20 protein-coding genes are annotated in these 19,042 nt (G+C 62.1%); 13 read left to right on the top strand and 7 right to left on the bottom strand.

Going from position 1 to position 19,042, the window contains the following annotated elements; translation table 11 throughout:
• The first annotated feature begins 60 nt into the window (after positions 1–60).
• Positions 61–438: a glyoxalase/bleomycin resistance/extradiol dioxygenase family protein gene (locus RHP72_RS27830; protein ID WP_054826725.1), complete on the top strand. Its 378-nt coding sequence runs from the start codon at positions 61–63 to the stop codon at positions 436–438.
• On the opposite strand, the gene RHP72_RS27825 is transcribed toward RHP72_RS27830, so the two are convergent.
• Positions 426–2,042: an AraC family transcriptional regulator gene (locus tag RHP72_RS27825; protein WP_064443545.1), complete on the bottom strand. Its 1,617-nt coding sequence runs from the start codon at positions 2,040–2,042 to the stop codon at positions 426–428. The genes RHP72_RS27830 and RHP72_RS27825 overlap by 13 nt on opposite strands.
• A 105-nt stretch (positions 2,043–2,147) precedes the next feature.
• Here RHP72_RS27825 and fepB point away from each other — a divergent pair, with 105 nt between their 5' ends.
• Genes fepB through RHP72_RS27800 form a run of 5 tightly spaced genes read left to right on the top strand, consistent with a single transcriptional unit; the run spans position 2,148 to position 6,978 of the window.
• Positions 2,148–3,161: a Fe2+-enterobactin ABC transporter substrate-binding protein gene (fepB, locus tag RHP72_RS27820; protein WP_007735706.1), complete on the top strand. Its 1,014-nt coding sequence runs from the start codon at positions 2,148–2,150 to the stop codon at positions 3,159–3,161.
• Complete coding sequence (locus RHP72_RS27815; RefSeq protein ID WP_311094091.1) at positions 3,154–4,212, top strand: iron chelate uptake ABC transporter family permease subunit; 1,059 nt, start codon at positions 3,154–3,156, stop codon at positions 4,210–4,212. The genes fepB and RHP72_RS27815 overlap by 8 nt, the downstream gene beginning before the upstream one ends.
• Positions 4,209–5,264 carry an iron chelate uptake ABC transporter family permease subunit gene (locus tag RHP72_RS27810; RefSeq protein ID WP_134929593.1) on the top strand — a complete coding sequence of 352 codons (1,056 nt, stop codon included), beginning with the start codon at positions 4,209–4,211 and terminating at the stop codon, positions 5,262–5,264. Before RHP72_RS27815 ends, RHP72_RS27810 begins: the two co-directional genes overlap by 4 nt.
• Before the next feature lie 25 nt (positions 5,265–5,289).
• Complete coding sequence (locus RHP72_RS27805) at positions 5,290–6,114, top strand: ABC transporter ATP-binding protein (RefSeq protein ID WP_003943123.1); 825 nt, start codon at positions 5,290–5,292, stop codon at positions 6,112–6,114.
• A gap of 21 nt (positions 6,115–6,135) precedes the next feature.
• Positions 6,136–6,978: a siderophore-interacting protein gene (locus RHP72_RS27800; protein WP_311094090.1), complete on the top strand. Its 843-nt coding sequence runs from the start codon at positions 6,136–6,138 to the stop codon at positions 6,976–6,978.
• 5 nt (positions 6,979–6,983) lie between these two features.
• On the opposite strand, the gene RHP72_RS27795 is transcribed toward RHP72_RS27800, so the two are convergent.
• The 3 genes from RHP72_RS27795 to RHP72_RS27785 form a co-directional block, all read right to left on the bottom strand.
• A complete protein-coding gene (locus RHP72_RS27795; RefSeq protein WP_311094089.1) occupies positions 6,984–8,114 on the bottom strand; it encodes a winged helix DNA-binding domain-containing protein in 1,131 nt (376 codons plus the stop codon).
• A gap of 62 nt (positions 8,115–8,176) precedes the next feature.
• Positions 8,177–8,818 carry a histidine phosphatase family protein gene (locus tag RHP72_RS27790; RefSeq protein WP_007735718.1) on the bottom strand — a complete coding sequence of 214 codons (642 nt, stop codon included), beginning with the start codon at positions 8,816–8,818 and terminating at the stop codon, positions 8,177–8,179.
• A gap of 14 nt (positions 8,819–8,832) precedes the next feature.
• Entirely contained in the window at positions 8,833–10,239 is a 1,407-nt protein-coding gene (locus RHP72_RS27785) for an FAD-binding oxidoreductase (RefSeq protein WP_054826726.1), read from the bottom strand.
• A 140-nt stretch (positions 10,240–10,379) separates the two neighbouring features.
• On the opposite strand from RHP72_RS27785, the gene RHP72_RS27780 reads away from it, so the two are divergent.
• On the top strand, positions 10,380–11,279 hold the full coding sequence (locus RHP72_RS27780; protein WP_003943243.1) for a LysR family transcriptional regulator: 900 nt from the start codon (positions 10,380–10,382) through the stop codon (positions 11,277–11,279).
• A 22-nt stretch (positions 11,280–11,301) separates the two neighbouring features.
• Here the strand turns inward: RHP72_RS27780 and RHP72_RS27775 are convergent, their stop codons facing one another.
• Both RHP72_RS27775 and RHP72_RS27770 read right to left on the bottom strand, forming a co-directional pair.
• Positions 11,302–12,369 carry a helix-turn-helix domain-containing protein gene (locus RHP72_RS27775; protein ID WP_311094088.1) on the bottom strand — a complete coding sequence of 356 codons (1,068 nt, stop codon included), beginning with the start codon at positions 12,367–12,369 and terminating at the stop codon, positions 11,302–11,304.
• A 9-nt stretch (positions 12,370–12,378) separates the two neighbouring features.
• A complete protein-coding gene (locus RHP72_RS27770) occupies positions 12,379–13,350 on the bottom strand; it encodes an alpha/beta hydrolase (protein ID WP_054826727.1) in 972 nt (323 codons plus the stop codon).
• A gap of 93 nt (positions 13,351–13,443) precedes the next feature.
• Between RHP72_RS27770 and RHP72_RS27765 the strand changes: the two genes are divergently transcribed.
• From RHP72_RS27765 to RHP72_RS27755, 3 genes are all read left to right on the top strand, one after another.
• Entirely contained in the window at positions 13,444–14,037 is a 594-nt protein-coding gene (locus tag RHP72_RS27765) for a hypothetical protein (RefSeq protein ID WP_311094087.1), read from the top strand.
• A 161-nt stretch (positions 14,038–14,198) separates the two neighbouring features.
• The gene (locus RHP72_RS27760; RefSeq protein WP_007735729.1) at positions 14,199–14,627 is read left to right on the top strand and encodes a YciI family protein; all 429 of its coding nucleotides are present in this window, start codon (positions 14,199–14,201) and stop codon (positions 14,625–14,627) included.
• 2 nt (positions 14,628–14,629) lie between these two features.
• Positions 14,630–15,904, top strand: a complete 1,275-nt coding sequence (locus tag RHP72_RS27755) for an RNA polymerase sigma factor (RefSeq protein WP_054826728.1) — start codon at positions 14,630–14,632, stop codon at positions 15,902–15,904.
• 30 nt (positions 15,905–15,934) lie between these two features.
• Here the strand turns inward: RHP72_RS27755 and RHP72_RS27750 are convergent, their stop codons facing one another.
• On the bottom strand, positions 15,935–16,348 hold the full coding sequence (locus tag RHP72_RS27750) for a hypothetical protein (protein ID WP_003942828.1): 414 nt from the start codon (positions 16,346–16,348) through the stop codon (positions 15,935–15,937).
• Between the two features lie 154 nt (positions 16,349–16,502).
• On the opposite strand from RHP72_RS27750, the gene RHP72_RS27745 reads away from it, so the two are divergent.
• The 3 genes from RHP72_RS27745 (at position 16,503) to RHP72_RS27735 (ending at position 19,003) form a co-directional block, all read left to right on the top strand.
• Positions 16,503–16,673 (top strand): hypothetical protein, encoded by a 171-nt coding sequence (locus RHP72_RS27745; RefSeq protein WP_007735738.1) that lies wholly within the window; start codon positions 16,503–16,505, stop codon positions 16,671–16,673.
• 58 nt (positions 16,674–16,731) lie between these two features.
• On the top strand, positions 16,732–17,424 hold the full coding sequence (locus tag RHP72_RS27740; protein WP_081377511.1) for a TetR/AcrR family transcriptional regulator: 693 nt from the start codon (positions 16,732–16,734) through the stop codon (positions 17,422–17,424).
• Positions 17,425–17,569: 145 nt separating this feature from the next.
• Positions 17,570–19,003 carry a lipase family protein gene (locus RHP72_RS27735; protein ID WP_134929594.1) on the top strand — a complete coding sequence of 478 codons (1,434 nt, stop codon included), beginning with the start codon at positions 17,570–17,572 and terminating at the stop codon, positions 19,001–19,003.
• The last annotated feature ends 39 nt before the right edge of the window (positions 19,004–19,042 follow it).

Below are 19,042 nucleotides of genomic sequence, written 5' to 3'. Positions count from 1 at the left end.
ACCTTATACGGTGCATACTGTATGCACTGCATAAGGTTTATCGATCATGGGAGGCCCACGATGAAAATCACCAGCACTGCTCTGTCCTTGAACGTCGCCGACACCGACGCATCGGCAGACTTCGCGACAACCCATTTCGGTTTCACCGAGGCCATGGCCGATGACGGCTTCGTTTCCCTGAATCATCCGGATGCCGGGGTCAACGTGGTCTTCCTGCGCACCGGGCTCGGGACGTTCAAGCCCGACTTCGTCGCAGGTCCGGCCGGTCAAGGCTTGCTCATTGCATTCGTGGTCGACGATGTCGACGCCGAGTTCGCCCGCATCGCTGCTGAAGGTGCCTCCGTCGTCACCGAGCCGGAGACGGAACCGTGGGGTGAGCGTTACTGCCAGTTCGTCGACCCCAACGGAATCGTGTGGCAACTCGTTCAGTGGGTGTGAAGAACCCGAGCGCTCGGCTCCGCGGCGCGCGGCACAGAACGTAACCAGAGGGCGCGTTCGACGGACTGGGCTTGGAAGCGCTGCGGTGAGATCCCGTGCGCAGTGCGAAACGCTCGGCTGAATGCGGGCAGGTGCGCGTAACCCAGGTTCCTCGACACCGTGCCGGGTGCAACCCCGAGTTGGAGTTGGGTGCGTGCCTGGGTCATCCGTGAAAGCGATCGCCACTGCGGATACGTGGTGCCGGTTTCGATACGGAACTCCCGGCGCAGCCTGGCCGCGTCGGTACCGAACTCTTGCGCCCACTCGTCCAGAGTGCGAGGGTCGGCCGGCCGGGCGGCGATCGTCGCTGCCAGTCGTGTGGCAATCGAATCGGCGGGCGAGGTGTTCGAAACCGGTTGTGCAAGAGGGCCGGTGGCGATGATGTCGAATGCCATGGCGCTGTCGTGGCCGCGCGGGCGCAAGGGCGTGTAGGCGGCGACGAAAGTGTGCAGCAATGCCAACTCGTCAGCGGGGGAGAACTGCACGGTCTCGAGGGCGTCGGCAGATACGGTCGACCCGTTCGAGGAACGGAAGCCGAGCGGCAGAAGCAGTGAACCAGTCGGAACCGTGACGGTATTGAGGACGCCTGCAGGAAGAATCATGGCCTCTCCGGTGCGCAGTTCCCAGCTGCGGTCCGCGACGTCCACCCGGGCTTGGCCTCGGTAGACCCACACGGCGACGTGGGCGCCGTTGACGCGCGGCCACGTCGCATTGGCCGGTATCGGCGGCGCTGTTTCCCCGGGCTGCCTGGTCTCTGCGAGCATGCGGACCAATGCTTGATCGTTGTCGGTGTCCACGCTGCGATCGGTTGGACCGGAGAGGGCCCGGCGGCGATAGTCGCTCGGGCTCTCTCCCATCTGGGACCGGAACGCACGCGTGAATCCGCTGCCCGTTTCGAAGCCGACTTCGTTTGCAATCCAACCGATCTCGCGGTCCTGTTTCAGGTACTCCAACGACGCGGCGATCCGAGCTCGAAGCCGCCAGCGCGTGAAGGTGAGGCCGGTTTCTTCCACGAAGTATCGCTGGAGCGTTCGAATGCTGATCCCGGCACGCTTCGCGAATTGTGCCTCGGTGTCGTCGGTGCCAGGTGTTCGCAACAGGGCGTGCGCGATCTCGAACGCTTCCCGTGATTGCGGCAATTGCGGCAGCGAGGTGGCCCCGTCGTCGGCCCGGGTAATCATTTCGAACAAGGACGACGGGTGTGCAGCGTCGCCGCGCAGATAGCCCAGGTTGTGAACGAACTCGTGGATCAGTCTGTCTTCCCATCCGGGCGGAACGCGCAGACGCGTCACGGTAGCCGGCCCGGCGCTGACGCCGTTCGAGGGCGGAAGCAGGATGGGAAACGCGACGGAATCCGAGTCCGTCTCCATCGAATATCGCACGCTCGCCGGGATCCACAACAACTCGCCCGCCGGCACCTCGTAGACGGTCGATCCGGTCCTGACGCGTCCACTACCTGCGAGAACCCAGAACAACAGCGGTGAGCGGCCGATGCTTGGCTCGGTGCGGCAGGCGCGGATCGGCCCCAAGTCGATTGCGTCCGACCTTCCCGATAGTGGTAACACGTTGGCGCTCCTGGACAACCCTTGCGACTTAAGTATGGCTAACTTTACCTCTGCCGACTGTGTTCGCAGCGGCGCACTCTCGTATCTTCAGAAAGCCACATACTCATGCGCAGATCTCTACGCCCGACGGCGGCAGTACTCGCCGCGGTCGTCGCCCTCGCTCTTGCCGGCTGCTCGAATTCGTCAGGTAGTGACACCGGAACCGAGGGCACCCAGGAAACCTCCGGGGCCACCGAGGGCTGGCCGCGCACCGTCGATCACGGCGGCCGCAGTACCGAGATCACTGCAAAGCCGACTCGGATCGTGTCCACCTCGCCGTCGTTGACCGGCACGCTGCTTGCGATCGGAGCGCCGGTGGTCGCGAGTGCGGCGACAACGCCGTCGGGAATGACCGATGACCAGGGGTTTTTCTCCCAGTGGTCGGGCGTGGCGGCTGATCGTGGCGTCGCGGTGCTCTACCGAAATCTCGAGCTGGACCTCGACGCGATCGAGACCTTCGAGCCCGATCTGATCATCGGCTCCGCTAACGGCGGCGACTCGACACTCGATGCCTACTCACAGCTGAGCGACATCGCACCCACTGTTCTTCTCGACTACGGCGCCAGCTCCTGGGAGGAGCTCGCTGATCAGCTCGGGACTGTCACCGGACTCGAGAGCGAGGCCGCCAAAACCGTCGACGAATACGACAGCTGGGTCACCACCCAAGCCGCGAAGATCAAACTTCCCGAGCAGCCGGTGACGGCACTGGTCTACATGGGTGCCGACGGTGTCTGGACGTTCCGAGCCGACAGCCCGCAGGGCAATCTGCTGGCCTCGCTCGGCTTCACCTATGCCGAGCCCGCTGAGCAGTTTGTCGCTCCGGACAAGCGGGGTGCCTCCGGCGTCGCGATCGTCAGCTCCGAAAACATGTCTGCCGCACTAGACGGGGCGCAGACGCTGTTTGCCGTCTCGATGGGGCCCAAGGACGTGGAGAAGCAACTCGCGGCCGACCCGCTCCTTGCGAATCAACCTGCGGTCAAGGGTGATCGGGTATACGCGATGGGAACGGCAGCTTTCCGTCTCGATTACTTCAGTGCAAAGCAGACGGTCGAGTCGCTGGTGTCCACGTTCGGTGGATGACCGCGTGGGCGTTTCTGCGCAGTCCCGGACCGAAGCGCCACCGCGGTCCGGGACGGCCGCGCGTGCGGGGTTGTTGGTCCTCGTCTCCATCGTTGTAATCGTGCTGGCATCCGTCGGCGGACTCGTCATCGGCTCACGCAACATCCCCGTCTCCACTGTCCTCGATGCAGTTCTTTCCTACGACGCCGGTAACAACGAGCACCTGATTGTGATCGAATCACGTTTGCCTCGAACAATTCTCGGGCTTGTGGTCGGGGCCGCGCTCGGACTGGCCGGCGCGCTGATGCAGTCGATCACCCGCAACCCTCTGGCCGATCCGGGACTACTCGGTGTGAACGCCGGAGCATCAGCAGCAGTCGTGATTGCGATTGCCTATCTGGGGGTGACTTCGGTCGGCGGCTATCTGTGGTTCGCGCTTGCCGGCGCGGCCGTTGCCTCGGTAGGTGTGTACATGTTGGGGTCGGCGCATCGCAGCGCCGCGACCCCAGCGCGCATGGCGCTTGCCGGTGCCGCTGTTGCGACGGCGATCACGGCTCTCACCAGCATGGTTCTCATCAGTAACGAGGCCGCATTCAATCAGTTCCGATTTTGGGCAGTGGGTTCGTTGCAAGGCCGCGGCGGAGACGTGATGGTCACTGTTCTGCCCTTCGTCATCGTCGGTATCGTGTTGTCGTTGTTGCTGATTCGTCCACTCAACGCAATCGCGCTCGGCGAGGATGTCGCCAAAGGGCTCGGTGCCAGCACCGGACCCGCACGGGTCGGATCCGCTGTCGCAGTCATCCTGCTGGCAGGGGCCGCCACTGCGGCGGCTGGACCGCTCGGATTCGTGGGCCTGGCTGCGCCGCACATCGTGCGCGGTGTCGTCGGGCCGGATCTGCGATTTCTTCTGCCGTGCGTGCTCGTTGTCGCCCCGGCATTTCTGCTCTTGGCCGACGTTCTCGGTCGCGTTGCCACAGCGCCGGGAGATCTGCAGACGGGGATCGCCGTGGCGGTGCTCGGTGGCCCCTTGTTTGTTGCGCTCGTGCGCTCGCGGCGGGTGGCGTCGCTGTGAACGCGATTGCAGCACAGCCGGTTCCACCGCTGTTCCGCGGTTGGGTGGTTCGAATCGGGCCGTACTCGTGGCGGATAGTTCCGCGAGTGCTGTTCGTAACCGTGACAATCAGTGCGGCATTGGCGGCGCTCTCGTTTGCCACGCTGATGTATGGAACCCTGGATCTGTCCTTGGGCGAAGTATGGCGTGCCCTGCACGGCGAAGGCGCCCCAGCGGCGGTTCGGTCCGTCCAGAATCGCAGGCTGCCGCGGCTGATCACGGCGATCGGCGTGGGCGGAAGCCTCGGTGTGGCCGGCGCGGTTTTCCAGACGCTTTCGCGCAATGTTCTCGGATCGCCGGACATCATCGGTTTCACCACCGGCGCTGCGACTGCAGCCGTGGTTCAGATCGTCTTCTTCGGAGGCGGGGTACTGCAGACCGCGGGCGCCGCTGTTCTCGGCGGCATGCTGACGGCGCTTCTGGTGTACGCGCTGGCACGCAAAGACGGCGTCAGCGGCGGTCTTCGACTTGTCCTGGTCGGTATCGGCGTGGGCGCGATGCTGAGCGCCGTGATGTCGTTCCTGGTGGTGCGTGCGGATATCGACGACGCCACCGTTGTGCAGCAGTGGACGGCCGGCTCGCTGACCGGGCGCGGTTGGCCACACGCGGTCAGTGTTGCCATCGCCGTCGGTGTTCTCGTTCCTGCTCTCGTCGTGGTGTCCCGGCGCGTCACCATGATGGAGATGGGCGACGACGCAGCGTCCTCGCTCGGGATCTCCGTGGAGCGATACCGATTTGCCGGCATTCTGCTTGCGGTCGCGCTCACCGGCGCGGCGACCGCGGCCACCGGCCCCATCGCATTTGTGGCGCTCGCCGCTCCCCAGATCGCACGACGGTTGGCACGGCGCAGCGGTGTTCTTGTCGCGACTTCCTTCCTGCTAGGCGCAGTTCTGCTGGCGGGCGCCGACTTGATCGCGCAAGCGGTCGAGGTCGGTCTCCGCACTCCTGTCGGTCTTGTCACCAGTCTGCTCGGTGGTGCCTATCTGATCTGGCTGCTCGCTCGTCAGGCCTGAAAAAAACTCGCTACGAAAGAGATTCATGACTACTGCCACCCCAACATCGCGGCTGCGCGCCGAGAAGATCGAACTACGGTACGCCGATCGAACCATCGTGGACGAGTTGAGTCTCGAGATCCCCGATGGAGGGTTCACCGTCGTCGTCGGACCGAACGGGTGCGGCAAGTCGACATTGTTGCGTGCGCTCGGCAGAATGCTGACACCTCGATCGGGTCGTGTTGTGCTCGACGGTAACGATATTCGGTCCTATCGAACCAAAGAAGTCGCCCGGCGAATCGCCCTGTTGCCACAGTCCCCGCTCTCGCCTGGAGCGATCAGTGTCGCAGACCTCGTATCCCGCGGCCGATATCCGTATCAGAGCATGCTGCGCCAGTGGTCACCCGAAGACGAGCATGTTGTCTCCGAGGCCCTGAATGAAGTCGGAATGCGATATGCAGCAGACCAATTGGTGGACGAGCTGAGTGGGGGACAACGTCAGCGGGTATGGATCGCCATGACGCTTGCGCAGCGCACCCCGGTGTTGTTGCTCGACGAACCGACCACCTTTCTCGACATCGCCCACCAGATCGAGGTTCTCGACCTCTGTTCCCAACTCCACCAGTCCGGTCGAACATTGGTCGCGGTCCTGCACGACCTGAACCTCGCGGCCAGATATGCCACGCACGTAGTTGCCATGCGGTCCGGAAAAATTGTCATGCAAGGCAGTGCCTCGGACGTCTTCACCCCTGAGTTACTGCGCGAAGTCTTCGACCTCGAGGCGCTGGTTCTCGAAGACCCGGAAACCGGACGGCCACTTGTTGTTCCGCGTGATCGAAGACCTGTCAGTCAGCTACCCGTCCACAACTGAACCACCGATCAGGAGATATCAATGACTACCGCATCTCGACCTGAAGAAACTGAAACGTCTGCGTCGGCAAAGGCGCCACGCGGAGAAGACCACGACCGCGGTCTCAACGACGTGGTTGCCGTCGTCGAACGCGTCGAACGGCCGACCGAGAGCATCTTGCGCATCGCCGTCCAGTTGACTTCGTCGGCGGACGACCCGAATTGGTTGCGGCCCAACGTCGCATTTCGCATCCAGCTCGGTCCGCAGTACGGCGACGTCTCTCGCGTCTACACGGTGCGCACCTGCAACGCGCCGAGCAGTTCGATGACCTTCGACGTAGTGCTGCACGGCCACACCAGCCCGATGATGAGGTGGGCCGCCGACCTGCGTGTGGGTGACACGTTCTCACTCACCGGTCCTCGCCCGCACTTCCTCGTTCCCGAGATCGCCGGGCGCCGCGTCGCACTGTTCGCCGACGACACCGCGATACCTGCCCCCTATTCGATTCTGCTTCAGTGGCCCGAGGGACTGACCGGCGTCGGCTGGGTCGCCACCGGTGACGCCGAGGCTTTCGCGGAACTACCCGTGATCCCCGGCCTCGAGCTGCACCATGTCGAAGATGGCCTCGCCGGGTACGCCGTCGAACTCGAAAACCCAGGAGACTACGCGGTGTGGGGTGCCGGGGAACGGGACGAGATGCGAGCCATTCGAGCGCATTTCCGCAAGACAGTCGGCCTGGCGAAGGACGATGTAGTTGTCTTCGGGTACTGGAAGCGAGGGGTCAGCACTACCGAGATAGATCAGAACCGACTTCGGAACTACACGAGCATCCTCGAAAACGGCGGCACGCTCGCAGACATCGACGATCTGGCAATCGGTATCTGACGCTATCACCGGGCACTAGTGCCGGCGGGAGGTTCGGGAACGTCGTGCCTCATCGCCTGTGAGACGTACCCCGTGCCGATTCTGACGCCGCCCAGCCACTCGGTGAGGCGCGCCGCCTCGGCATCGAGAGAACGTCGCGCAGACGCTGACACGGTCTCGAGCAATCGAACGTGCACCACACCGGTTTCGTCTTGGATCCAGCACCCAACGACGCGACCGTCGACCCAAGCGGTGGTGCCGGCATTACCGCGGGTGTCGAAGAGTTGGTTGCGGTGCGGGCCGAGGTAGAAGTCACGGTTCTTCCACCCCATGATCGTCGGGTCGAGCACCGGTAGGAGTGCCACCCAAGGACCTGGATCAGGCACCGTGGCGACGTCATCGGGTAGCAACCAGCCGGTGTCGCCTCCGTCGAGTGAGACTGCAACGGCGTCGAGTTCGGCGAGGGCGGCCCGGACGACCGTCTTCGTCGAGCCCAGCCACCAGACGATGTCGTCTACCGTGCCCGGTCCGAAGGTGTAGAGCCAACGGCGGACTATTTCTCGATAGCCGTCTGCAGATTCGAGATCGACGGGGGCGTCGTCGAGCCAGTGTCGAGTGAGAGTCCACAGTGGGCGTGAGACGGGGAAGCGTGCGGTGTTGGTGCCGCGCATGATGTCTGCGGTCGCCCCGAGATGCGTGAGAACCCTGGGTGCCGACCAGATTTCACCTGCCGAACCCTCGACCTTGACGTCTATCATCGGCACGGCCTGACGAATCTCTACCGCTGAAAGCCCTTCAGGCCTATCGGTGAGCAACTTCAGCACTTCCGTCCGTGCGCGATCGAGCCCGTCGTTGCCGTCGACGGCGAGTCCGGCCTTGACGACATCCTTGGCCATTCGTGCCCGCTCGGTGTTCGCGACGCGGGCGGACGCACTCGACCACGCGGCCGGCAGCAAGTCGCAGGGAAAGGTGAAGAGTGTGCGGCGCATTGCCAATTGCTTCACGAGACTGCGTTGGTCGTACAGGGCGCGGTCGACGTCGGCGGCGTCCACGGACCGAACCCTCGCCCAGCAAGACAGATAGACCGTCGCTGACTCGGTGGCGTGCAGTACCGTCATCGCCCGCGTGGCAGCTTCCGGCGAATCGACGTGAAACATTGGCTCCAGCGCATGACGTACTCCTATGCGAGCACGGCGTTCGTCGTCGGAGACATGGCGCATCAGGCCATCGTGCCACAGTCCAGGTGCGTCGTATCAGCTAGTTGCACGAGGGTTCGGTTGCGCCAGTAGTCGTCGTGTCGGAGATGTGTGATTGCACCCGGGGTGGTCGCGAAGGTCGCAAATCCTGCGGCTTCGACGGGAATCTGTAGCCAGGCGGAGACGACGAATGTGTGTGCAAAGCCGTGGGTTACGACGATGTGATCGTGATCGAGATCGTCCATCAGTTCGTGAACGCATTCGTGAACCCTTGATGCGATGTCGCGGCGGGTCTCGGCACCGGCAACGGGGCCACGGTGATCGAGGCGGTTGTTGTCAGGGGCCGGGACCTGCCGCTGGGCCAGCCACGAGTTCGGGCGTCCTTCGGCTTCGCCGAAGCTGATTTCGCGCAATCGTGAATCCGTTGTCGCCGGAGCATCGAGTGTCCGGGCGATGATCGTGGATGTCTCGGTGCAACGATTGAGGTCGGACGAGGTGATGCGGACCGGGCGCGAAGTTCCTGTGCGTCGTCGTTTCAGCGCTTCGGCGATCAAACCTGCATCGCGCCGACCAGCGGGGGTGAGAACCGAATTGTGCCAACCGCCGACTACGTCCTGCGCTGTGTGTTCGGCATGAGGATGAGTGACGACGTAAAGATCCTGCACGAGACCCCTTTTGCTTACCCGACTTTTTCCGGCAACAGTATTCCAGGGTTGAGGATTCCACGGGGATCCCAGGAGGATTTGATCAGCTGCATTGCGGCAATGTCGGTTTCAGTGCGCCCCAGCGATATCCACGGCGACTTCGCGCGGCCTATCCCGTGCTCGGCGCTGATGCTTCCATGGTGGGCGGCGACGAGTCGGAACACCATATCGGTCAGTTCGTGTGCGACCCTCGGCTCGGCATCCAGAAGGTTCACATGAATGTTTCCGTCGGCGAAGTGCCCGAACAGGATTGGCCGCACGAGGGGGAATCGTTGTGCCAGGCTTTCTCGGAGGTTGTCGATGAACATTCCCATCACGGACAAGGGGACGGAGATGTCGAGCTTGACTACCGGCGTCGTCGACGACGCGCTGATGCTTTCGGTATGGCTTTCCCGCAGAGTCCACAGTTTTCGAGCCGGCCCAGGCTCGACCGTCGCGTCCTCGATGAGGTCGGCAGAGTCGGAGAGTACTTCGAGGAGCGACTCTTCCGTTTCGCGCGGTGATGACACCTCGATGAGTGTGTACATCGGTGAAGGGGTGCCGAACGGGCGACGGGCATCGGTGTGTGCGCAGACGAGGGAGATGCCGTCGTCAGTCATGATTTCGGCGGCTTCGACGGTCAATCCGCTCTGACGCACGCGATTACACAAATGAAGCGCTTGATCGACGTCGCGCACACCCGCGAGCACGACCTGGGTGTCGGTCGCCGGGGTGACCAGCTTCATCAGGACCTTGGTGATGACTGCGAGCGTTCCCTCGCTGCCGGCAAGAAGTCCTGGAATATCGTATCCGACATTGTCTTTGACGAGTGGAGTCCATCTACTCAGTACCGAACCGTCCGCGAGCACGGCTTCGATACCGAGTATCTGTGCGCGTGTATTTCCGTATCGGACCATGCGCGTCCCACCGGCGTTGGTTGCGACGATGCCGCCGAGTGTTGCGGATTCCTTTGATGCCAAATCGATTCCGAAGCGGAGACCGTGTGCAGATGCGGCCAGGTCGGCGCGAGCAACGGTCACGCCGGCGCCGGCTGCGATTGTCCGACCGATGGGGTCGACGGCTTCGATCGTCTCCAGACGTCTGGTACTCAGCACCACGGACCCAGTCGAGGCGATTCCACCACCGACCAGTCCGGTGTTGCCGCCTTGCGGTGTGACGGGAACCCCCGCGTCGAAGCATGCTCGAAGAACCGCAGACACTTCGGAGGTGTTGCCGGGGCGGATGACCGCGATCGCGTCGCCGATCCAACGTCCCGTCCAGTCACGTGTGTAGCCCTCGATCAGTTCGGGATCGGTAAGCACATGCGTGTGGCCGACGATCTCTGCGAGGGCGTCGATAAGCCTCGCGTCTGTTGCAGGTTCAGTGAGTGCTCGGGGATTCATGTGCAACCTTGTGATCGTTCGGGTGACAATTTTCGGGAGACAGACGGTGGATCAACGTGAACTCGATCCTCCGACCTCAGGTGATGCCGTGTCCAAGACCAAGTAGTGACACCACCATCTGTTTTTCTTATAATCGCCGTATGAACCTGCAGCGTGCCCGTTATCTGATCGCTCTGTCGGATCATGGGAGCTTCACTCGAGCCGCTGCGAACGTCCACGTCGCGCAATCGGCCCTCAGTCAACAGATCAAGGTTCTCGAGCGCGAACTCGGAGTTCCGCTGGTGGATCGTCGGGGTCCGCAGTTCACCTTCACGGAAGCCGGCAAGGTGGCGGTACGAGAGGCGCGCTTTTTGATCGGGTGTGCGGACCGGGCTGTCGAACGAATTCGGTTGGCCGCGCGCGGTGTGGACGGAGAACTGCGCATCGCGTACACCCGTTCGTGGGCGGGCGGCGCAGTCGCGGATCTGGTCAGCACCTATCGAAGGCTCTACCCGGGCGTCGAAGTTGTCGTTCATCGTGGCACTTCGGCGCAGACTGTCGACCTCGTCCGAACCGGAGCCGTCGACATCGCGGTTGTTCGCCCGCCGCTCGATGAAGACGATCGAGAACTTCCCCTGATCGTCCTCGATACCGAACCTATCCTGGTCGCTGTTCCCGTGGATCATCCGTTCGGAGATCGAGCGACGCTCGAACTCGGAGATCTGGTGGACGTCCCCGTTGTGTTCTGGCCGGAGGCCAACGCCCCGGGGATGTATTTGCGTACGCTCGAACAACTTTGGCCAAACGGGGCGCCCAGCATCGTTCGATTCGAGGCCGACGACGAGCAGGTGCTGCATGCCGTCTCGGACGGGGTGGGTATTGCGCCGATCCCCCAGGGCAGAGCGCGGATGCTCCGCATCCCGGGTGTCCATCTATGTGAGATCGCCGGTGAGCAACCAACTCTCGACGTGGCAGTGACCTACCGGCCGGATAATCCGAATCCGGCGCTTGCGCCGTTTGTTGCGCTCGCTGAACGCGAAAGATCGTCAACCACTGCGTAGTACCTGTGATGCGCGGTGGGTCCTATCCGCCATCGAGGACCAGCATCATGGCCGTTGCGCGTGCTCGGTTCTCGATGGAATCGACGTGCTGGGACAGTTTCGCCAATCGGTGCGCGACGCTGCTGTGGTGAAGATGCATGGAATCTGCTGCGGCCCTCAAGGTTCCGGACTGCAGGTATGACCTCAAGGTTTCGAGTAGTTCTAACCCCTGTTTGGTGTCGCCGATCTCTTCGGCACGAACCAGATCCGGTATTCGCGAGTGATCGATGTGTGGTCCCGGCGCCAGGAGGTTGAGGGCGCCGAGATTGTCGGCGTTCACGATCGGTGTTGTTGCCGACGCCTGTGTACGAGCGAATCGTGCAGTGCTCAGTATTGTGCTCACTTCGGAAGCGGGAGCAGTCAAAGATATTCCGGCGCGAATGAATGACGACAGCGCGGCCTCGGACAGCTCGGGTGTCGCCGCGAACGAACCCGTCACGAGATTCAGATACTCGCCGTCAGCGTCTATCCCAGTGGCTTTGCCAGGTTTGTAATCTGGCGAAATGACAAGGTGTGCAGCACCTTCGGCCGTGCCTGAGACTGCCTTGGTTGCCATTACACGGACTGGGGTATGGGGTTCGATACCGAGACCGGCGCAGGAGGTGAGCACCGCGAGTTCATCCATCGGGAACAACAGATTTCGAGTGTGCTCGGCTTCGGTAGGCAGGCGTCGCGGTTGCAGAATTATCGCTGCGGTCAGGGCCATCCGGTCGACGAGCATTTCGTCGAGTGGCAAGCTGGCCCCGGGTCGTTCGATCCATACCGTTCCGAGAACCTCGTCGTCTACGGCAATGTTTCTGGTCATGCTCGGTGGGAGCTGAGGATCGGGTGACCAGCGGCCGCGCGGATCGCAACGGCGCAAATTCTTCTTGCTTCTGCCGCGCTCGACGATCTCGATACCCACGACGCAGTCCGCCAACTGCGCGCTCGCACGAAGCAAAGACGCGGTGTCGGAGCCGTGCCGCACGAGGGCGTCGAAGTAATCGATGACACGTACCAGGCCTGCCGAGTCTGCATCGAGCTCGGCAAGCCGGTACATCAGTCCTTGCATCTCGCAACGCTACGAGACCGGCGAGAGCGAACGCAACCCTCTCCTGAGCGCAGTGAGGGCTTCGGCGGCACCTCTTTCGCTGACCGCGGCGGTCGCGACCAGTGCCGACCCGTGAAAGGTTCCGGGGAAGGAATGCAATTCGACGCTGACTCCCGCTTGCAGCAGCCGAAGGGCGTATTCGATTCCTTCGTCGCGGAGCGGGTCGAGTTCCATGGTGGACAGGTAGGTCGGCGGCAGACCGGTGAGGTCGGTAGCCCGGGACGGCGCAGCGTAAATGGACACGTCAGGATCTTCGGGACCGGAATACGACCCGCCGAGATAGTACTTCCACGACAGGATGGCGTTAGGGCGGTGCCACAAGGGGGTGTCGACGAAGTTCGTCATCGAGACCGTCGCCAGGCGGTCGTCGAGTTCAGGGATTTCGAGGAATTGGAAGGCCACGGGCACAACGCCCTCGTCACGGGCTTTGAGGACAGTGCCTGCGGCCAGTCCACCGCCTGCGCTCTGCCCTCCCACTGCGATGCGGCGTGTATCGACCCCCAGCTCCTCGGCATGGGCGTGGATGTAGAGGAGTGCGGCGTAGCAGTCGTCGACGGGGCCGGGGAAGGGGGTTTCGGGGGCGAGGCGGTACTCCACGTTCGCAACGGCGAATCCGAGTTCCCGCGCCACCTCGACGCAAAATGGATCGCTGGATTCTGCGGTGCCGATTGCGAATCCGCCGCCATGGATCCAGAGCAGAACGGGGACAGGGCCGGCAGTGTTGTCCGGGGTGAAGAAACGAATCGTGACCTCCGGATCGCCGTCCAGGCCGGGTGCCGACAGTTCACGAAGCGAGACTCCGTCGAATGACAGGTCGGCCAACATGGTGCCGACCAGAGCGTCGTAGGTGGCCCGTGCGTTGGGGAGGTCAGCGAAGTCCACCTTCGGGAGCATGGTGAGTGCCGCGGCGAGTTCGGGGTCGAGAGTCGGGAATGTTGTCATGCACCCATCATCGAGCCTGAATGTGGCCTACGTCACCAGCGGCTTGTAGGAAATCGGAGAGTCTCCCTCCGACACCCGTCGGATCTCCCTAGGATGACGCCGGTGGACAGGGTACATCTCGGGGTGGGTTCGAGCGATTCGAATAGTGGGGCACGGATTGGTGGACGACCTCCGCAGGTTTTCGCTGGTCAGGCGATTCTGCATTCGCACGAGTACCTTCTGACGCTCGAGGCACACACGGCGCCGTGGCTCGGCGCGCGAGAGCTTTCGGTCTTCATCCGTCGAGGTTTCTCCATCGGCGACGACGACCTCGAATACCCGGACATCGGGGTTAGGGCAGTCCTGCACCCCTCGTCGTCACGAAGTGCGGAATCGGCGGGCAGCCATGCGGGCCTTGGCTGCGCGGCGTTGATCAGGATTCCATCGGACGACGAGGTGATGCCGTTGGTGTTGATAGCTCCGCAACCGGCGCTCATTCAGAACGAACCGTCCTACGCCGATGCCGTTGAGGCGGATGGACACAGCTTCCTGTTTCAGATCAACGAAGAGGGGTGGCCGGTGGTTGCCGAGTCCCACCCCGATTTCGTAGAGGAGTATCTATTCGGTTACGGGTCGGTGTATTTCTACGGGAGCTCTGACGCGACCGGGCTCGTTCGCGAAGTTGTGCCGGGATTTCTCGACTTCTGACCGGCCCGACGGCCCGTCCGCCGATACCGTGGGCAGCGTATCGCGACCGGCGGTTATGTACTCGGAAAAATTGTTGCGGAAGTTTGTCGATCGGTGAGTGCGCCGTTCGACGTGTAAGCAGAGGGACCGAACAGAGCGGTCCACGAACGAAGGAGATTCTCATGAAGTACATGCTGATCATGCGTTCCACCGATGAGGCCATCGAAGCATCCAAAGACATGGACTTCGACGAGATCATCGCCGCGATGGGGCAGTACAACGAGTCCCTGATCAAGGCAGGTGTCTTGCTGGCCGGTGAGGGACTGGCGATGGAGGAGGGATTCATCGTCGATTTCGAGTCCGACCCTCCGCTGGTCTCCGACGGCCCGTACGGGGAGACGAAGGAGTTGTTCTCGGGATTCTGGATCATTCAGACGTCGACCAAAGACGAAGCCTTGGAATGGGCGAAGCGCTGCCCGCTCGGGCCGGGAAGCAAGCTCGAGGTACGCCGCGTGAGCGAGATGTCGGACTTCGATCAGGACAACGAGTACATCCAGAAAGAGGCAGGCTGGCGTGAAGAGCTCGGTACCGATCGTCCGGTCGCAGGCTGACCATGACCGACGAGGCGGTGCGAGAAGAAACGAGAAAGGCTGTCGACGCGGTCTGGCGTATCGAATCCGCGAAGATTGTCGCCACGTTGACTCGCACCGTCGGAGATCTTGATCTCGCCGAGGATCTGGCCGCGCAGGCTCTGCTCGAAGCCGTCGAGCAGTGGCCCGCGACGGGGGTTCCGAGAAACCCCGCTGCCTGGCTGACATCTGTGGCGACACGACGAGCGATCGACGGGTGGCGACGACGTGAGAGGTTGGACGAGCGCTACGCCCACTTTGCGCGTGAACTCGAGAACGACGCTTCACATTTCGACGACGTCAGCTGGGATCCGGACCGCATCGACGACGATGTCCTTCGCCTGATGTTCATCGCCTGCCATCCCGTGTTGAATCGAAAAGCGCAGGTGGCGTTGACGCTTCGGGTGGTGGGCGGTTTGACCACGGAAGAGATTGCGAAAGCGTTCCTCACGCCGACGGCGACGGTGCAGCAGCGGATAGTCCGCGCGAAGAAGGCGCTGACTGCCTCGAAAGCGGTTTTCGAAGTTCCAGGGCGAGAAGAGTTTTCGCGCAGATTGAGCGCCGTCCTCGGAGTGCTGTACCTGGTGTTCAACGAAGGCTATGCAGCCAGTTCCGGGGACGAGTGGATGCGGGCGGAGCTCAGTGCTGAGGCTCTGCGGCTCGCGCGAATACTCGCCGAATTGGTCCCCAGGGAGTCCGAGGTACACGGCCTTGTCGCTTTGATGGAGCTGACAGCCTCGAGATTCGGCGCTCGGACAACCTCGACCGGTGAGCCCATCCTGCTGGCTGACCAGGATCGGACGAGGTGGGATCGCCTACAGATCTCGCGTGGGCTTGCCGCGCTGGAACGAGCTGACGCCGTCGGGCGTGGACGAGGCCCGTACGGCCTGCAGGCGGCGATTGCCGAATGTCATGCGCGAGCAGCAACTTTCGAAGACACCGATTGGAAGAAAATAGTCATCCTCTATGAGGCTCTGGCGCAACTGGCGCCATCGCCCGTGGTCGACCTCAATCATGCGGCGGCGGTATCCATGGCATACGGTCCTGGCCCTGCGCTCGAATTCGTCGACAAGCTTGTCGCTTCAGGTGAACTGGCCGACTACCACCTGCTTCCCAGCGTTCGGGGGGAGTTGCTCAGTCAGCTCGGCCGATCCGAGGAGGCTAGAACCGAACTCCTCGAAGCGGCTCGGCTGACCGGGAACGAGCGTGAGCGCGCTGTGCTGGTCGCGAAAGCAGATGCGCTGCTGCCGGATCGGTAGTGACGCGATTGTTAGTCGTGCGATTGATAGTCAGGGCTGAGTCGGATCATCATTGGGCACCATGGGCGGCATCCCGACTCCGTAGGGATCGAGCATGTCCGATACACGTCGACCCCACCGTTCATGCGCGGACTGACGGGTCATTCCCGCTGCGCGGCCGATGGTTGACCATGTTGCGCCGAATCTACGCAGGCTCATGACGCTTGCCGTCGAATCGATACCCGCGGCGAGCTGAATCCGGAAACAGGCCAACTGCCACGCCATCTGACGCTGCGCCGGGATGTCGGTGTCCTGTTCTGCCTCCCACTCAGGGCTGCCAGGTAAAGGATCTGTTCCGACAATCTTGTCTGCCTGAGTGCCGGCCTCGGTGATCGCGGCGTTGACCGTGGTGATCGCGGCGGTCTCGATCTTCGCAGTCAGGGCGCGTTCGATCAGGTCTTCCATGAGAAGTTCTCCTTTCGTCAGGGCCAGCCTGACAGGCGCTCTTGAATTCTGTCAAGAGTTCCCTGACGGACTTTGAGTTTAATTAATGCACGATTTATTTGTGTACTATCTAAATAGTCTCCGGTTCTGTTGACCGTCGTCGAAGGGGTTGCTGGTGAAAATCGTGGTTTTGTCGTTCCTGGTGGCGTTGACTTTGATGACGGTCGGGATCATCGCCGCGCGCAACCGCAGCACTCGACCTGCCGTGACCGGGGCAGTTACTGCGGCGTCAACGGTTCTCGCTGCCGCCTGGACACTTTTTGCCGTGGCCTTCGTATTGGCCTGATCGTGCTGCAGTGCCGGTGCGCCGGTAGTGGTGGTGAAGGAACTTTGCAGCAGGTCAGATGCGTTTTGTGTGCGGCGCGATGCCGCATACTCTGGCAGACGTGGCAATTGCTGAAACAGACAGAAACTACGGCGGAAGGTCGGTCGCGGCTCGCAAGGCCGAACGCCGTTCTCTCTTTTTGAATGCTGCTCTCAGCGTGTTTGCGGACCAGGGGTATGCCGGAAGTTCGGTGGCGGATATCTGCGCGTCCGCGAGTCTGGCCAGAAGGCAGTTCTACGACGAGTTCGGTAGTCGCGAGGATCTACTCCTCGCGCTGTATGACCAGATTCAACTCGACGCCAGAATTGCAATGGTCGACGCACTCGATGCAGAGCCTTCGGTCAATCTCCGTGACAAGGCAGCGACGGCCATGGCCGCCTTCGTCGAGTCGGTCGGAAGTGACCCACGACGCGCACACGTTGCCTTCATCGACGTCGTAGGTGTCAGTCCCCGGGTGGAAAAGCATCGTGTGGACCAACGTTCGGTCTGGGCAACATTTTTCGAGTCGATCATCAAAGGGATCGTGGGCGAAGATTACGAACCGCCAGGTGGTTACCGGTGGGCGTCCACCGCCTTCATCGGCGCGCTTACCGCGCTGGTGCACCAGTGGAGCACTGCGGAGCCTCGTCCTCCCGTGTCGGTACTGGTCGATCTGATGACGGTGCTCTTGAATGCGTTGATCGACGACGCGCCCCTTCACACCGACGAATAGGTCACGAAGACCAGGGGATTGTAATCCGGCCCACAACGCTCTACTCTCGTCCTCAATGTGTTAGACACTCGCATCTAACTTGTGTGCTCGTGATGAGAACTGCGGCAACACAAGGCAATCTGTGCTTTTCCGGGGAGGAATTGGTATGGGACGACGCTGGACAACTGACCGACAACGCGGGGGCCTCGCAATTGCCGTGATTGCAGTAATCGGGCAGATCGGACTTTCGGCACCTGCCTCAGCGGCACCGGACGAAGGTGTTCCCGCCCAAATTCAGGTCCAGCCTGCCCTGCCGCCTGCGGTTGCACCGCCTTTGCCTGAACTGGACCAGGCCTTCTATGAACCGCCTGTCGAGGTCGTCGAATCCAGGGAACCGGGTGAGATCATCGCCGCTCGTGCGGTGAATCTCGGTACTCTCAACCTGATTCCGACCAACGTGGATGCGTGGCAGATCTCGTATCGATCCAATAATGCTGCGGGCGAGGCGATTCCTGCTGTCACCACAGTTATCAAGCCGCGTGGCGACACTCGCGATGGGGGCCCGCGCCCGCTGCTGTCCTTTCAGATGGCAGAGGATTCACTCGGAAACTACTGCGCACCTTCGTATGTCATGCAGCAAGGCGCGTTGCCGTGGCTGGTGACGGGCGCTGCGACCGGTGGGGCTCAATTCCTCGAAGTGCAGGCGGCACTGGCGCAGGGTTGGGCATTGTCGGTGCCCGATCATCAGGGACCCAATTCTTCCTTCGCCTCCGGCCCCGTCGCGGCCCGGATCACGCTCGACGGTATTCGTGCTGCTGAGAACTTCGAACCCATGGAGCTGCAAGGGCGGTCAACTCGCGTAGGGCTGCTCGGCTACTCGGGTGGATCGATTCCTACCGGTCACGCAGCTGAAATACGGCAGGCGTACGCGCCGGAACTGAATATCGTCGGAGTCGCCGAAGGTGGTGTTGCCGCGGATCTCGGCGCTTTGCTCGACAATGCCAACAACGCTCTAGGGGCCGGGATCGTCGCTGCCGGTGTAATCGGAGTGAGCCGAGAAGATCCTGAACTTGCAGGCTTCATCGATCAGCACATAAACCCTGTCGGCCGAGCGCTTTTCGCTGCCAAGGACAACCTGTGCATGCTCTGGACGTCAGCTGCAGTGCCCTTCCTCAACATCAAGGGCTTCCTCGATGTCCCGGGAGATCCCGTCCAACACCCCACGGTGAGAGCTGCGCTCTCCCGAGCTGCCATGGGTAAGTCGGTTCCTGACGTGCCGATGTACATCTATCAGTCGAATCCCGACTGGTTGGTGCCTGTTGGCCCGGTGAACAAACTTGTCGATACCTATTGCCAAGATCCTTCTGCGAGTGTCGTTTACACCAGAGACCACTTCAGTGAGCACGTCAGCATGGAAGTCGTCGCATTGCCGAGTGCTCTACTGTGGCTTCGTGATCGGTTCGCTGGTGTGCCTGCTCAGCAGGGATGCAGCACCTTCGACGCTGGATCCATGGCGCTTGATCAGAGGACCTGGCCAGTCTGGGTGGATGCGGTTGGTGAACTCGTCGCGGGACTGTTCGGCAAGCCGATCGGGACCTGACGGGTGACGTGATTCTGCGGTGGTGAGGAATTCTCACAA

It is taken from the genome of Rhodococcus sp. SG20037 (genome assembly GCF_031763325.1).
In the GTDB taxonomy this organism is placed as follows: domain Bacteria; phylum Actinomycetota; class Actinomycetes; order Mycobacteriales; family Mycobacteriaceae; genus Rhodococcus_F; species Rhodococcus_F qingshengii.
Note: the sequence above shows the minus strand (reverse complement) of the source record. Positions and strands in the feature narration are given on the sequence as shown.

Excerpts from the sequence above, each read along its gene's own strand:
- RHP72_RS27830 (WP_054826725.1), top strand. The coding sequence starts at position 61 with ATGAAAATCACCAGCACTGCTCTGTCCTTGAACGTCGCCGACACCGAC.
- fepB (WP_007735706.1), top strand. The coding sequence starts at position 2,148 with ATGCGCAGATCTCTACGCCCGACGGCGGCAGTACTCGCCGCGGTCGTC.
- RHP72_RS27805 (WP_003943123.1), top strand. The coding sequence starts at position 5,290 with ATGACTACTGCCACCCCAACATCGCGGCTGCGCGCCGAGAAGATCGAA.
- RHP72_RS27800 (WP_311094090.1), top strand. The coding sequence starts at position 6,136 with ATGACTACCGCATCTCGACCTGAAGAAACTGAAACGTCTGCGTCGGCA.
- RHP72_RS27795 (WP_311094089.1), bottom strand. The coding sequence starts at position 8,114 with ATGTTTCACGTCGATTCGCCGGAAGCTGCCACGCGGGCGATGACGGTA.
- RHP72_RS27785 (WP_054826726.1), bottom strand. The coding sequence starts at position 10,239 with ATGAATCCCCGAGCACTCACTGAACCTGCAACAGACGCGAGGCTTATC.
- RHP72_RS27780 (WP_003943243.1), top strand. The coding sequence starts at position 10,380 with ATGAACCTGCAGCGTGCCCGTTATCTGATCGCTCTGTCGGATCATGGG.
- RHP72_RS27775 (WP_311094088.1), bottom strand. The coding sequence starts at position 12,369 with ATGCAAGGACTGATGTACCGGCTTGCCGAGCTCGATGCAGACTCGGCA.
- RHP72_RS27770 (WP_054826727.1), bottom strand. The coding sequence starts at position 13,350 with ATGACAACATTCCCGACTCTCGACCCCGAACTCGCCGCGGCACTCACC.
- RHP72_RS27765 (WP_311094087.1), top strand. The coding sequence starts at position 13,444 with ATGACGCCGGTGGACAGGGTACATCTCGGGGTGGGTTCGAGCGATTCG.
- RHP72_RS27760 (WP_007735729.1), top strand. The coding sequence starts at position 14,199 with ATGAAGTACATGCTGATCATGCGTTCCACCGATGAGGCCATCGAAGCA.
- RHP72_RS27755 (WP_054826728.1), top strand. The coding sequence starts at position 14,630 with ATGACCGACGAGGCGGTGCGAGAAGAAACGAGAAAGGCTGTCGACGCG.
- RHP72_RS27750 (WP_003942828.1), bottom strand. The coding sequence starts at position 16,348 with ATGGAAGACCTGATCGAACGCGCCCTGACTGCGAAGATCGAGACCGCC.
- RHP72_RS27740 (WP_081377511.1), top strand. The coding sequence starts at position 16,732 with ATGCGTTTTGTGTGCGGCGCGATGCCGCATACTCTGGCAGACGTGGCA.
- RHP72_RS27735 (WP_134929594.1), top strand. The coding sequence starts at position 17,570 with ATGGGACGACGCTGGACAACTGACCGACAACGCGGGGGCCTCGCAATT.